The sequence below is a fragment of the Frankia sp. AgPm24 genome (assembly GCF_023243055.1).
GTDB lineage: Bacteria > Actinomycetota > Actinomycetes > Frankiales > Frankiaceae > Frankia > Frankia umida.
The window spans coordinates 18,963-31,922 of the sequence record NZ_JALKFW010000199.1; the positions used below are offsets into that span (position 1 = coordinate 18,963).

Annotated in this window: 9 protein-coding genes; 2 read left to right on the plus strand and 7 right to left on the minus strand. The window is 71.3% G+C overall.

What is annotated here, in order from left to right; translation table 11 throughout:
* Positions 1 to 18 precede the first annotated feature (18 nt).
* The gene (locus MXD61_RS16725; protein ID WP_248814303.1) at positions 19 to 1,785 is read left to right on the plus strand and encodes a regulator; all 1,767 of its coding nucleotides are present in this window, start codon (positions 19 to 21) and stop codon (positions 1,783 to 1,785) included.
* A 129-nt stretch (positions 1,786 to 1,914) separates the two neighbouring features.
* Here the strand turns inward: MXD61_RS16725 and MXD61_RS16730 are convergent, their stop codons facing one another.
* The 5 genes from MXD61_RS16730 to MXD61_RS16750 form a co-directional block, all read right to left on the minus strand.
* On the minus strand, positions 1,915 to 3,069 hold the full coding sequence (locus tag MXD61_RS16730; protein ID WP_285223298.1) for a family 43 glycosylhydrolase: 1,155 nt from the start codon (positions 3,067 to 3,069) through the stop codon (positions 1,915 to 1,917).
* A gap of 66 nt (positions 3,070 to 3,135) precedes the next feature.
* Positions 3,136 to 4,737 (minus strand): SulP family inorganic anion transporter, encoded by a 1,602-nt coding sequence (locus MXD61_RS16735; RefSeq protein WP_248814305.1) that lies wholly within the window; start codon positions 4,735 to 4,737, stop codon positions 3,136 to 3,138.
* 121 nt (positions 4,738 to 4,858) lie between these two features.
* Positions 4,859 to 5,803 carry a DUF305 domain-containing protein gene (locus MXD61_RS16740; protein WP_248814307.1) on the minus strand — a complete coding sequence of 315 codons (945 nt, stop codon included), beginning with the start codon at positions 5,801 to 5,803 and terminating at the stop codon, positions 4,859 to 4,861.
* Positions 5,804 to 5,885: 82 nt separating this feature from the next.
* Positions 5,886 to 7,595 (minus strand): FHA domain-containing protein, encoded by a 1,710-nt coding sequence (locus tag MXD61_RS16745; protein WP_248814308.1) that lies wholly within the window; start codon positions 7,593 to 7,595, stop codon positions 5,886 to 5,888.
* Positions 7,596 to 7,917: 322 nt separating this feature from the next.
* Entirely contained in the window at positions 7,918 to 9,702 is a 1,785-nt protein-coding gene (locus tag MXD61_RS16750) for a glycoside hydrolase family 15 protein (RefSeq protein WP_248814309.1), read from the minus strand.
* A gap of 351 nt (positions 9,703 to 10,053) precedes the next feature.
* Here MXD61_RS16750 and MXD61_RS16755 point away from each other — a divergent pair, with 351 nt between their 5' ends.
* Positions 10,054 to 10,653, plus strand: coding sequence for a hypothetical protein (locus MXD61_RS16755; protein ID WP_248814310.1), 600 nt, complete (start codon positions 10,054 to 10,056; stop codon positions 10,651 to 10,653).
* A 64-nt stretch (positions 10,654 to 10,717) separates the two neighbouring features.
* On the opposite strand, the gene MXD61_RS16760 is transcribed toward MXD61_RS16755, so the two are convergent.
* Together MXD61_RS16760 and MXD61_RS16765 are read right to left on the minus strand one after the other, a co-directional pair.
* Positions 10,718 to 10,915 carry a hypothetical protein gene (locus MXD61_RS16760; protein ID WP_006541195.1) on the minus strand — a complete coding sequence of 66 codons (198 nt, stop codon included), beginning with the start codon at positions 10,913 to 10,915 and terminating at the stop codon, positions 10,718 to 10,720.
* Between the two features lie 363 nt (positions 10,916 to 11,278).
* Positions 11,279 to 12,919, minus strand: coding sequence for a phospholipid carrier-dependent glycosyltransferase (locus tag MXD61_RS16765; protein ID WP_251080100.1), 1,641 nt, complete (start codon positions 12,917 to 12,919; stop codon positions 11,279 to 11,281).
* Positions 12,920 to 12,960: the final 41 nt, after the last annotated feature.

The following is a 12,960-nucleotide window of genomic DNA, read 5'->3' on the forward strand; positions in this document are numbered from 1 at the left end:
AGGACGGGTCCTCGTCACATGATCAAGATCGGAAACCGGTCGGCGCAGCCGTCGGCCGCGGGCTCCTCGGCGCCCAGCCTGCCCTACTGGACGAGGGGCGACACCAACGCCTTCTTCGGCCTCGGTATCAACGTGCTGGTCAACGTGATCGTCCTGACCTCGCTGTGCCTGTTCGTCGTCAACATCCCGAAGGACGAGGTGTTCGGCGCGATCCTGCCGGCGCTCGGCATCGCGATGCTGATCGGCAACCTGTTCTATGCCTACCTCGGCCGGCGGCTGGCGGCGAAGGAGGGCCGTGACGATGTCACGGCCATGCCGTACGGGCCGAGCGTTCCGCACATGTTCATCGTCGTCTTCGTGATCATGCTGCCGATCTACCTGAAGACGAAGAACCCGATGCAGGCCTGGCAGGCGGGCCTGGCCTGGGCGTTCATCATCGGGATCATCGTCGTGATCGGCGCGTTCGTCGGCCCGACGATCCGCAGGTACGCCCCGCGCGCCGCGATGCTCGGCACGCTGGCCGGCATCTCGATCGCGTTCATCTCGATGCGTCCCGCCGCCCAGATGTGGGACGCGGCCTGGATCGCGCTGCCCGTGTTCGGCCTGCTGCTGGTCGGGCTGCTCACCGACCTGAAGCTGCCGTGGAACCTGCCGATCGGCGCGGTCGCGCTGGCCGTGGGCACGGCGATCGGCTGGATCGGCGGGTTCATGGACACCCCGGCCGTCTCCGAGGCGGCGAAGGACATCGCGCTGTCGCTGCCGACGTTCCACTTCGACCGGCTCCTCGACGGTCTGCGCGACATCTCGCCCCTGCTGGCCACCGCGATCCCGCTCGGCGTCTACAACTTCACCGAGGGCATGACGAACGTGGAGAGCGCCGCGTCCGCCGGGGACAACTACAACCTGCGCCCGATCCTGCTCGCGGACGGTCTTGGCGCGATCGTCGGCTCCGCGCTCGGCTCGCCGTTCCCGCCCGCGGTCTACATCGGTCACCCCGGCTGGAAGTCCGCCGGCGGTCGCACCGGCTACTCGCTGGCCACCGGCGGGGTGATCGCGCTGCTGTGCTTCTGTGGCATGTTCGGCCTGCTGGGCGCGGTGCTGCCGCTACCGGCGATCGTGCCGATCCTGCTCTACATCGGACTGCTCATCGGCGCCCAGGCCTTCCAGGTCTCCCCGAAGGCGCACGGCGCGGCGGTGATCGCGGCGATCATCCCGAACATCGCCTCCTGGGCCGCAGGGTTGATCGACAACACGGTGACGACCGCGGTCGGCGTCGCGGCGAACCTCGATCCCGCGGTGAAACTGACCGTCACCGACGCCGATCTCGAGGGCAACAGCGTTCTGCTGCATGGCCTGCATCTGCTCGGGGACGGCGCGGTGCTCGCCGGTCTGGTGCTCGGCTCGATCGTCGCGTTCATCATCGACAAACGGTTCATCTCGGCGACGATCGCCTCCGTGGCCGGGGCGGGACTGGCGTTCATCGGCCTCATCCACGCCGAGAAGGTCGAGTGGAACGCCGGGGGTGGCCAGGTCGCCCTGGGCTACCTGTTCCTCGCGGTCGTCTGCGGGATCTGGGCGCTGACCCGCCCCGAACCCCGCATCCCCGACGCCGAGGAGATCGCGCTCGAACGCGAACACGGCATCCCCGCCCAGACCCCGCGCACCCCCGGGCACGCCGACCCCGCGGCCACCGAGCCCGCCGCCACCGGCCCCGCCTCGGCCGCCGCCGGTTCCACCGCCGAACCCGTTGCCAGCGCCACCGCTGCCCCCGGCAGCTCGGCCTGAGAGCTGCCACCGCGTCGTCGTGATCCGGCGGCGCCCATCTGTCGAGGCGTGGTCGCTGAGCCGATTTCTCCCGTGCTCAGCGACCACGCCTCGCCGTCTGCGGCGTGCCCCGGATCATGGACGTGTCGGTCAGTTGCGGTCGAGGTCCTGCGCGTCGCGGTTCTCGCGGTTGAAGTCGAACCGGCGGTGCTCGGTGCCGTCGGTGTCGTCGGAGTCGGTGTCGTCGGAGTCGGTGTCGTCGTGGTCGCGGCGGGTGGGGGTGCGCAGGGTGCCGTGGGCCGTGGAGGTGATATCGATCTTGAGTTTGTTGTCGTGGAGCTGGAGGGGGACGACGACGAACTGGCCCACGGGGGTGTAGGCGCCGGTGGGGGGCGAATCCCAGGTGTGCAGGCCCAGCCACCAGTGGTGGCGGGTGTCGGCGAAGGCATGGGCGCCGCCGGGGCCGGAGCCGGCCAGGGAGCCGGTGAGCAGCGGACGGTCGGTGGGCTGGCAGGGGCCCAGCGGGGTGCGGCAGGAGGCGTCCGCGACCACCTGGCGGTCGTTGAGTTCCGGCGCCGCCGAGTACACGAGGTGGTAGTGCCCGTCGTCCTCGAGCAGGGAGGGGGACGCCACCCTGCCGTCCTGCCAGGGCAGGCTCGGGCGCAGCAGGACGGCAGGGTCGCCGGTGAGCACCAGGCCGTCCGAGCGCAGCGGCTGGGCCCACAGCGCCGGGCCGCTCCCGCCGGCCTGGCCGGGACTGCTCCAGGCCAGGTAGGGCCGTCCGGCGGCGTCGACGTAGGGGCTCGGGTCGGTGCTGCCACCCTCGGCGGTCTGGCAGACGAAGGGGGCGAGTGAGGTGTCCTCGAAAGGCTCGTCGAGATGCTTCGAGGTCGCCGCCGAGACGCAGCGCAGGCCGAGTCCCCGCACGGTGGCGGTGTAGTAGAGGACGAACGATCCGTCGAACACGCCGATCGCGGCCGGGCCCAGACCGCCGCTGGGATCCGCCCAGCTGGGCGGCGCCGCCAGGGCGTTCGGGTGGACCGTCCAGGTGTGCCGGTCGCGGCTGGACAGCAGCTGGATCGCGTCGGGGGCCCGCGGGTCGACCCCGACGGCGTAGGTCGTGCGGTTGTGGGTGACCAGTGACGGTGCCGGCAGGTCGACGTTCGCCACGATCACCGCCCGGTGGTTGTCGCCCGTGCCGGCCTTCGACAGGTACAACCCGGCAAGCACAAGGACGAGGACGACCATGCCCGGCTGGCGGCGGGCAAAGTCGACCAGCCCGCCGGTGAGCCCCTTCTCGCCCATCCCGCCACCATCCTCATTGTGAACACCTGATGGCGGAGTGTATTCACAGTGGGGCGGTATTGGCCGTCAATTGACCTTCGACAGTCCCTTGACCAGGGCGGCGCCGGCCGGGCTCAGGCCGACCAGGCTGACCTCCACGCCCCGCTCGCGGTATTTCGTCCGGACGTCGTCGAGCGCGGCGACCGCCGCAGAGTCGAGCACGTCCGCCGCGGCGAGGTCCACGACCACGCGAGGCGGATCCTGCGCGTAGTCGAACGCCTCGACCAGGTCGGCCGTCGAGGCGAAGAACAGCGAACCGCGGACCACGTAGATCCGCTCGCCGCCGTGCGGGTCGAGCACGCTGGTGACCGTGGCCAGCCGGGCGGCCCGCCGGGTGAACAGCAACGCCGAGAGGACCACGCCGACGACCACGCCGTAGGCCAGGTTGTGGGTCGGTACGACCACCGCGACCGTCACGACCATCACCAGCGTCTCCTCGCGCGGCAGCCGCCGCAGCGTGGACGGCGCGATGCTGCGCCACTCGAAGGTCATCACCGCGACCAGCATCATCACCGCGGCCAGCGCCGACATCGGGATGTGGCACACCAGGTCGCGCAGCGGCACGACCAGCAGCAACAGGAACCCGCCCGCGGCGAACGTCGAGAGCCGGCCACGTCCACCGGCGTTGACGTTGACGATCGTCTGGCCGATCATCGCGCAGCCACCCATGCCGCCGAAGAACCCGTTGACGATGTTCGCGACGCCCAGACCCCAGCTCTCCCGGTCGGGGTTGTGGGTGGTGGCGGTCATCCGGTCGACGATCTGCGCGGTCAGCAGCGTCTCCAGCAACCCGACGGCCGTGAGCGCCAGGACGTACGGCGCGACGATCCGCAGCGTCTCCCAGTCCACCGGCACGTTCGGCAGGCCCGGTCGCGGCAGTGACGACGGCAGCCGCCCCTCGTCCCCGACCGTCGGGACGGACAGATGGAAGCAGACCGTCACGAAGGTCAGCAGTGCCACCGCGACCAGCGGCGCCGGGATGGCACGGGTCAGCCGTCCCATCGTGAGCAGGATGGCCAACCCCGCCGCCACCAGCGCGTACACCGTCCACGACCGGCCGACGACGTGCGGCAGCTGGGCCGTGAAGATCAGGATGGCCAGGGCGTTGACGAATCCGATCATGACGGTCCGTGGAATGAAGCGCATCAGCCGCGCGACGCCGAGCAGCCCCAGTACGAACATCAGCAGGCCGACGCCGATCGTCGTGGCGATCAGGTACTGCACGCCGTGCTCCCGGACCAGCGGCGCGGCCACCAGGGCCATCGACCCGGCCGCCGCCGAGATCATCGCGGGCCGTCCGCCCGTGAAGGCGATGACCATCGAGATGGTGAACGACGCGAACAACCCGATCCGCGGATCGACCCCGGCCACCACCGAGAACGAGATCGTCTCCGGAATCAGCGCGAGCGCGGTCACCAGCCCCGCCAGCAGTTCCACCCGCACCTGACGCCGCCCCGGCCAGCGCGCGCCAAGCCAGCGCCCGACCGCCCACCCACGACCACCCGGCCCGCCGGTGGACGGCGCGGCGACACCGGTCGGGTCGGCGTCGGGGTTGGTGCTGGCGTCGGGGTTGGTGCTGGTGTCGGCTTCGGTGCGGTCGGCGCCGGTGCGAGCGGAGATCTCGGTCATGCGGCGACGGTCACAGTGACGCCGGGTACGGCCGACAGGGCGGCAGAAGGCATGGCAACGAACCTCGAGTAGTCAGAATCGGTGTCCGGGTGGCGTGCGGGACGCCCGAACACGGCACGGGTCAGGCTCGGGGTGCGCCGAGGCGGACGAGGTCCTGCTGCATCTGGTCGATCTCGACGGACTGATTGAGCACCATCGCCCGGGCCACGCCGCGGGTGCGGTCCTGCTCGCCGTGTTGGGAGGCGTACTGCGCCATCGCGAGCCCGCCACGATGATGATGGATCATCAGGGTGAGGAACAGCACGTCAAGGTCGCGCCCGCGCAGGGTGGCGAGTTGGCGCAGTTGCGCCGGCGTCGCCATCCCCGGCATCCGTGCGCTGTCGTCAGCGGAGCCCGAGCCGTTCATGTCGGCCATGCCGTCCATGTCGTGGGTGGACGAGCCTTCGGTCGAGGTGGCGCCCATCCAGCGCATCGCGGCGCCGGTGTTGGACTGGGTGCGGCCCCAGCCGGACAGCCAGGTGGACATGACACCGATCTCGCGTTGCTGGGTGAGCGCGATGTCCTGCGCCACGCTGCGGCTGGTCGCGTCGGCGCCACGACTGAACTCGATCATCGCCATCTGGACGGCCTGGGAATGATGTTCGGACATGTCCCGGGCGAACCCGACATCCACCGAGTTCTCCCCCGGGGACCGGTCGATCAGGCCGCCGATCGCGGCGCCCGCGGCGAGCAGCGCCGCGACCACGACGAGCACCACCGGCGTCCACCACAACGCTGACCGCCCGTGCCGACGCCGGCCGTCGCCGGCACGGCCGTCATCGTCGCGGCCTTCACCGGCCCGGCCTTCACCGGCCCGGCCTTCACCGGCATGGCCTTCACCGACCCGGCCACCGGGTTCACGGCCGTCGGCATCCGGTGCGGTGGGAGTGTTCTGACCGGAGTCGGGGCGGGGATCGGTGCTGCTGGTGGCGCCGCGGTCGTCGACGCCGGGGTCGCCGGTACGTGCCTCTACGGTGGCGGCCGGGGTGGGCAGACCGACCCCGGCGCGCGGGTCTGTATCGCTCATCGTTCGTCAAGTCTGACGTAGGTGCCGACCTTTTGCGCGCCACCCCCGTCCACCGCCCGGTTCGAGGCGGCCCGCCGGACGGTCAGGGGTGCAGGTTGGAGTTGAACACGAAGGTGCGCTTGCCGACCTGGACACGGGTGCCGGGGGTCAGCGGGGCCTCCTGATGGGGGTTCAGGGGGGTCCAGACGGTCGCCTCCGGGGGCGCGATGTAGGTACCGTTCGCCGATCCCTGGTCGGTGATCACCGCGTCCCAGCCGGTGAGCGTGATGATGGCGTGGACGCGGGAGATCGCGCTCTCGCCGTCCTCGACGGGCAGAGCCCGGGCGGTACCGGCGCGCACGGCGTCGTCGCGGTCCGGCTGACGGCCGATGACCAGATCCATGTCGACGGGCAGCGTCATCCCGTCGTCGAAGACGAGGATGCCGATCGGTGGGCGTGGACCCCACACGGTGTGTCCGGCCTGCTGGGCCAGCGACTGCCCGCACTCGACGCAGTACGGCGACTGTGGATGGTTGAAGTGGCCGTTCGGGCACAGCACGCCCTCGACCTGGGGCTTGGAGCTGTTCGGCAGCATCGTGGCCGCCTCGTCGTCCTCGATGAGGTCCGAGACGGTGAAGGTCTGCCCGGGAAGCTGGGTGAGCGCGTCGTGCTCGTCATCGGTGAGGTCGTCGGTGAGCGGCTCCTGCTGCCCCATGGCCCCGCCGCCCGGGCCGTACCCGGACCCGCCGGGTCCAGGGCCGAAACCGGGGCCGCCGGCGTCATGGCCGAAGCCCTGGCCGCCACCGTCATGGCGGTAGCCGGGAGCGCCGCCGTCGTGGCCGTAGGCGGCCCCGCCGGCGTCGTGGCCGTAGACGGGGCCAGCGGCGCCGGGCCCGCCGGGGCCGGCGGCGGCGCCGTGGCCGTAACCGGCGGCGCCGTGGTCGGTGCCGAGCTGGCCGTTGGGGCTGGGGTCGTGACCGGAGCGGCCCAGCGCCTCGCCGTAGAGGTCCCGGCCGGCGAGTTCGGTCGCCGGGTCCGGGTCGAGTTCATCGAGTTCGTCGAGGTCGGCGGCCTGGGTGGGCTCGGCGGCGGCGCGCCGGCGGTGGGCTTCCTCCTCCTGGCTGAGCAGGGGGGCCAGCGCCGGCGGCGTGGTCAGCGACGGGTCGGGGACGCGGGCGCCGGAGGCGGGAACGGGGGCCGCGCCGGTCTTCGGATCCTGGGACGGATCGAAGGCTGCGAGCATGCGGTCCGCCGACGACTTGGAGATCGGTATCGCCGGTGCGTCGCTGAGCAGCAGGCTCACCCCGACCCCCGCCACCGTGCCCAGGCGCAGGTCCAGCGGAAAGTCGAGGCCGCCGGCATCCCCGGCGCGCGTGTCGACCAGACCGGTCGGCGCCACGTCGATGCGCTGGCAGTCGGCGGGCAGCAGCCGGTCGACCCAGGTGGCCGAGTCGACCCCCGAAAGGGTCAGCCCGGACGGGCCACTGACCACGACGTCCATCGCGCCGTGCACGAGTGCCGCGACCCGGTCGTTGACGGTGGTCAGCAGGCTGAAGTCGGGTACCCGCTCGGGGTCGGCGTCGGCCAGGACCCCGGCGACCCGGCGCACCAGGCGCCTGCCCATCGTGGCCTCGGACGTGCCGACCTCGGCGGCCACCTCGGCGCACAGCCCCAGCAACCGGGTGGTGATCTCCGCGGTCTCGGGTTGGTCGACCCGGGCGACGACCAGCGCCCCGGGCAGTCGCACGACCACTCCGGTCCTCTCGGTGCGCCCGGACTCGACGACCACCCGGAAATGGTCCAGACCCGCCATGACTCGCCTCTCGTCCCCACGTCCACGCCGCGCGGCGATCCTCGCCACGTGCCAGCCGTCCTGCCGCGGCCCGCCGGATTCCCGGCCAGCCCCCGTCCGCGCCCCTGCCTGGTCCTCGTCCACCTGGCCGATTGCGGTCACCTGCCGGCCATCGCCCTATCCTCGTCGCACCGACCCGTCTGTGGACGTCGGATGCGCCGATGTGGTCCTGTCGTGCTCGCGACCGGTGCGGGACACGGCGCCGGGCGTGGTGCCAGGCCCGGTGCCGGGCGCGGTGCCAGAGCTGTCACCGCGCCGGCTCCCATCCTGCCTGGGGCGGCGGTCAGCCCAGCGCGCGGTCGAGGTTGATCGCGGCGCTGATCAGCGCCAGATGGGTGAAGGCCTGCGGGAAGTTGCCCAGTGCCTCCCCGGACGGGCCGATCTCCTCGGCGTAGAGGCCGACGTGGTTGGCGTAGGTGAGCATCTTCTCGAAGACCAGCCGGGCGTCGTCCACCCGTCCGGCGCGGGTCAGCGCCTCCACGTACCAGAACGAGCAGAGGTTGAAGGTGCCCTCGTCGCCGGTCAGCCCGTCGCTGCCGTCGGCGGCGTAGCGGCGGACCAGGCTGTCGCTGACCAGGTCCTCGCCGAACCGGTCGAGGGTGGACAGGAACCGCGGGTCGGTCGGCCCGGAGAACTTCACCAGCGGCATGCACAGCAGCGACGCGTCCAGCCGCGGCGAACCGGGGAACTCCATGTAGGCGCCACGAGTCGGATTCCAGGCCTCGTTCTGGACGAACCGGTACGCCTGGCCGGCGAGTTCCTTCCAGTCGTTGGTCGGTCCGGGCAGCCCGCGCTGACGCGAGATACGGCACGCCCGTTCGAACGCCACCCAGGTCATCAGCGCCGAATAGGTGAAACGCTGCCGTCCGCCGCGGGTCTCCCAGATGCCCTCATCGGGTGAGTCCCAGTGTTTCGCGAGCCAGTCGAGCTGACGGCCCAGTGCCTCCCACAGCCCGAACGAGATCGGCACCCGCTTGTTGTACAGGTACACCGAGTCCATGAGCTCGCCGTAGATGTCGAGCTGCAACTGCTCGGCGGCGGCGTTGCCGATCCGCACCGGTTTCGAGTCGCGGTAACCCGCCAGGTGGTCCAGCACGATCTCGTCCAGGTGGGCGTTGCCGTCCACGCTGTACAGCACGTAGAGCCCGGATTCCTTCGGGGCCTCGTGGCAGCGCTGCTCCAGCCAGTCCATGAACGCGGCCGACTCGTCGGTGAAACCGAGTGCCATGAGCGCGTAGGTGGTGAACGCGGCGTCGCGGATCCAGGTGTAGCGGTAGTCCCAGTTGCGCACGCCACCGAGTTCCTCCGGCAGCGACGTCGTCGGCGCCGCCACCAGCGCCCCCGTCGGCCGGTAGACGAGCAGTTTGAGCACCAGCGCGCTGCGCAGCACCATCTCCCGCCAGCGGCCGTGGTAACGCCCTCGGCGAATCCACGACTGCCAGTACTTCAACGTCCGGTTGAACAGCGCGTCGGCCTCGCCGGTGGCCAGCGGCCGGATGGAGGCGTTCCATTCCAGGATGATGTCCGCGGTCTCGCCCATGGCCAGGTCGAAATCGGCGTGCACGGCCGTACCGTCGATGCGCAGCGGCAGTGACGTGCGCAGCACCAGCGTCCCCGTGGTGGACGCGAACACCGCCCCCGAACCGGGAACCAGCGTCACCGTGTGGGCCGCCCGGCCGTAGTCGAACCGTGGGTCGCAGCGCAGTCGGAACGACGCCGTCCCGCGCACCGCCCGAGCCTGGCGGACGATGACGTGCGGCGTCTCGGTGACGTCGCTGTCCATCGGCACCATGAAGTCGACGACCTCGCCCACCGCGCGCGGTGCGAGAAAACGGGTCATCAGCACGTTCGAGTCGGGCAGATACAGCTGCTTCGCCCGTGACTGCGGGCAGTGAATGCGGAAGGACCCGCCGCGGTCGGCGTCGAGCAGGCTCGCGAAGACCGAAGGCGCATCGAAACGCTGCGGGCAGTACCAGTCGATCGTGCCGTCCGTGGCGACCAGCGCCACGGTGCGCAGGTCACCGATGACCGCGTGCTCCTCGATGGGCGGATAGTCGGTGTGGGCCATTCAGGGACTCCGCGAGGCGTGAGGGGGACGAGCGCTGTAGCCGGGCGCCGAGCCAGGCTGTGTTGGAGGTGGGGGCGTTCGGGGCAACCACGCGACGGTAACCCGTCCATCGCACCCTCGCCCACGCCTGTCGGTAAACCCTGGCGTCGCCCCCGGCGACAATGTGAACCCGCGGTAACGCCAGTCGCGTCGCCACCGTGGATTTGCCCGTCGTCCATGGTCAGCGGGCCGGTCAGGGATGTGGCGCCGACCACGCCCACGGGTGGCTCCCGGTATCGAGGCCGATCACGTTGCCCACTCCCGTGGGGTCTGGCCGCACGCCCCCTCTGGTGGGGCACCTACGATCACGCCATGGGCGCCCACCTCCAGACCGCCGAGGACGGTCCCGCCGCACTGGTGATGTTCGCTCGTGGGGACCGGGTCTTCCCGATCGACGACCTCGGCGGCGGTATCTGGTCCCGCCGCGGCACCGTGCTCGCTGTTCACCCCGCCGGTCGCCGCGCGCCGAGCGACCAGACCGGTTCCGTGCGGGTGGAGGTGTCTCCCGCGGCGGCACCACTGATCAGCGCCCGCGCGACGGTCCTGTGGGACGACGGCAGCGCCGAGGTTCTCGACGAGGCCCAGCTCTGCCTCGTCTACGACCAGGAGGCACCCGTCGGCGTCCGGGTCGTCACGGTGCCGATGGCCGAGCCGGTGGACGTCGTCCAGCACGGCGGTCACGTCGTTCTCGTCCTGCGTGACGGCCTGCTGCCCCCCGCCGCCCTGGACTCGCTGCGCGACAAGCTGCGCCGGGTCCGTGCCGCCCTCACCCCCGCGCCCGCCGTCGGCTCCGGACGGCCGGCCGACGAGGCCACCGCGGCCGCGGCCGCCGCCGAGCGTCGCCGCCGCGACCTCGATCTCCTACGCGCCCTGATCGCCCAGCTCACCGGCGGCCCCGCCGACCGCGGCTGAGCGGGACGCGGCCGGGGACGCCGCGGCGTCAGCGGGACACGGCGTCAGGACGCCGCGGTGTCTGTCAGGAGGTGGAGTACGGGCCGGGACGCACGCCGGGGCCGTAGGCGTTGCCGTTCATGCCGGCCCGCGGCTGCTCGGTCATCGCCTGGCTGACCTTGGACGCGATCGCCTCGGTGAGCCGGATCGCCTGTGTCAGCGACAGGTTCAGGACGATCTCGCTGTCGTCGGTCATCGCGAAGCGTACCGAGACATCCGCCATGGTCTGTTTCCTCCAGGTTCTTGCCCCCGGCATCCGGCTCCGGTGAGCGGAGGTCGCAGGGAGATCCACGCGCGGGTCCGACCCGCCGTGTGGACGTGGGCATGATGACCGACTCACCATCCCCGATGGTGCCCATGCCGTGTGCGACGGCCCCTCCATCCAGGGCGGCGGTCACGGCCCCGAAACCCGGCGAATGTCTCGCTCCGAGCTTAAATGATCACCGAGGGTGCGAGAACGGCGCCGATCTGACCACCATATCGCCACACGCGACTGGATGGATGCGCGTGGTGTGCGCATTGCGTACGAGTCGCGACATGTGAGACAAGACACATCCACGATGGATGTGGATGTGCTGTGCGGCGGTCAGATCCAGCCGGGAAACCACATGCGCGCTCGCCAGGAGGAGTACGGGATCACCTGGGCCGCGAGGATCGGATAGAAGTACGCGAAAAGCAGCACCACCACGATCGTGTAGAGCCCGACCGACAGCGCGCCGACGAGGCGTCGTGTGTCGGAGGCGCCGCGTGGGCCCAGTGCCAGGCCAGCGAGGCCGGTGAGGCCGAGAACCAGGAACGGCAGGCACGGCAGGGCGTAGAAGAAGAACATCGTCCGGGCGGGGAACAGCAGCCAGGGCAGGAACGCCGAGCCGAACCCGACCAGCACCAGCGCGGCCCGCCAGTCGCGCCGGGTGATCCACCAGGCCAGCACCGCGAGCAGGCCCGCGACCCCGACCCACCAGATGGCCGGGTTGCCCAGTGCCAGCACCTCGCGGGAACAGCCCGACGGGTCGTGGCAGCCGGACTTCCCGTAGGCGGGAGCCGACCAGTAGTACGCCACCGGCCGGCCCATCACCAGCCAGCTCATGGGGTGCGACGCGGAGGCGTGGCCCTGGTGCAGGCCCTCGTGGAAGTGCAGCACCGCCATCTGGTACTTCCACCAGCCACGCCAGGCATCGACGAAACCGTTGCCGTAGAAGTGGCGGTAGTACCCGCCGTCGGTGACGAACCAGCCGGTCCAGGTGGCGAGGAAGACCACGATCGGGACGGCGACGAAGCCGGCGAGCCAGCCGGGCAGGTCCCGCCGCAGCGCCCCGAGGACGGGCCGGCGAGCACCGCCCGTGCGCCGGGCACCGATGTCCCAGGCCAGCGCCAGCACGGACAGCCCCACGATCGAGTACAGCGCGCTCCACTTGACGCCCATCGACAGACCCAGCGCCGCCCCGGCCGCCAGCCGCCACGGCCGGAGGCCCAGCCGCGGGCCGTACAGCTCGCCCAGCCGCGCCCGCCGGTCGTCCACCGGCGGCCCGGCCCCGGCGACAGCCAACGGCGCCCCGGCGTCGAGCCCCTGGGACGTGGCCGCCTCGGGCACCGCCGATATCGCGGCCGCATCGGAGGTGACCGATGTGACCGAGGTGACCGAGGCGGCGGACACGGGTGCGGTGGCGGTGGCCAGCGCGGCGGCGGTGAGCCGGTCGGCGAGTCTGCCCCGTCCGTGGTCCCGGTCGGCCAGCAGGCAGGCCAGCGCCACCACGATGCCGGTCATCAGGAAGATGTCGAGGATGCCGATGCGGCTCTGCACGAACTCCAGACCGTCCATCGCCAGCAGCAGACCGGCGAAACAGCCCAGCAGGGTGGAGCGGAACATCCGACGGGCCGCGCGGGCCAGCACCAGCACCGCCAGGGTGCCGAACAACGCCGCCGAGAACCGCCAGCCGAGTTCGGGGCTGCCGTGCGGCGTCCCATCGCAACTGGTGTAGCCGAACAGCCCCTCGGACGCCGCCATCAGCCACTTGCCGAACGGTGGATGGACGACGAACGCCGGGCCGACACACGAGTTCGAGTCGATCTCGTAGCCGGCCTTGAGCAGACCGGCGGCGTCCTTGGTGTAGTAGACCTCGTCGAAGTAGACGCCGCGGGGCTGGGTGAGGTTCCAGAACCGCAGGATGCCGGCGAGCACCGCGACCGAGAGGGTGGCCAGCCAGCCGCCCAGCGGGTTACCCGGCATCGGCGGGCACAGCCGGTCACGCAGGCTCGGTGCGGGTGGCC

Bases quoted from the DNA above. Each gene is read 5' to 3' on its own strand.
- MXD61_RS16725 (WP_248814303.1), top strand. From the start codon at position 19: ATGATCAAGATCGGAAACCGGTCGGCGCAGCCGTCGGCCGCGGGCTCC.
- MXD61_RS16730 (WP_285223298.1), bottom strand. From the start codon at position 3,069: ATGGGCGAGAAGGGGCTCACCGGCGGGCTGGTCGACTTTGCCCGCCGC.
- MXD61_RS16735 (WP_248814305.1), bottom strand. From the start codon at position 4,737: ATGACCGAGATCTCCGCTCGCACCGGCGCCGACCGCACCGAAGCCGAC.
- MXD61_RS16740 (WP_248814307.1), bottom strand. From the start codon at position 5,803: ATGAGCGATACAGACCCGCGCGCCGGGGTCGGTCTGCCCACCCCGGCC.
- MXD61_RS16745 (WP_248814308.1), bottom strand. From the start codon at position 7,595: ATGGCGGGTCTGGACCATTTCCGGGTGGTCGTCGAGTCCGGGCGCACC.
- MXD61_RS16750 (WP_248814309.1), bottom strand. From the start codon at position 9,702: ATGGCCCACACCGACTATCCGCCCATCGAGGAGCACGCGGTCATCGGT.
- MXD61_RS16755 (WP_248814310.1), top strand. From the start codon at position 10,054: ATGGGCGCCCACCTCCAGACCGCCGAGGACGGTCCCGCCGCACTGGTG.
- MXD61_RS16760 (WP_006541195.1), bottom strand. From the start codon at position 10,915: ATGGCGGATGTCTCGGTACGCTTCGCGATGACCGACGACAGCGAGATC.
- MXD61_RS16765 (WP_251080100.1), bottom strand. From the start codon at position 12,919: ATGCCGGGTAACCCGCTGGGCGGCTGGCTGGCCACCCTCTCGGTCGCG.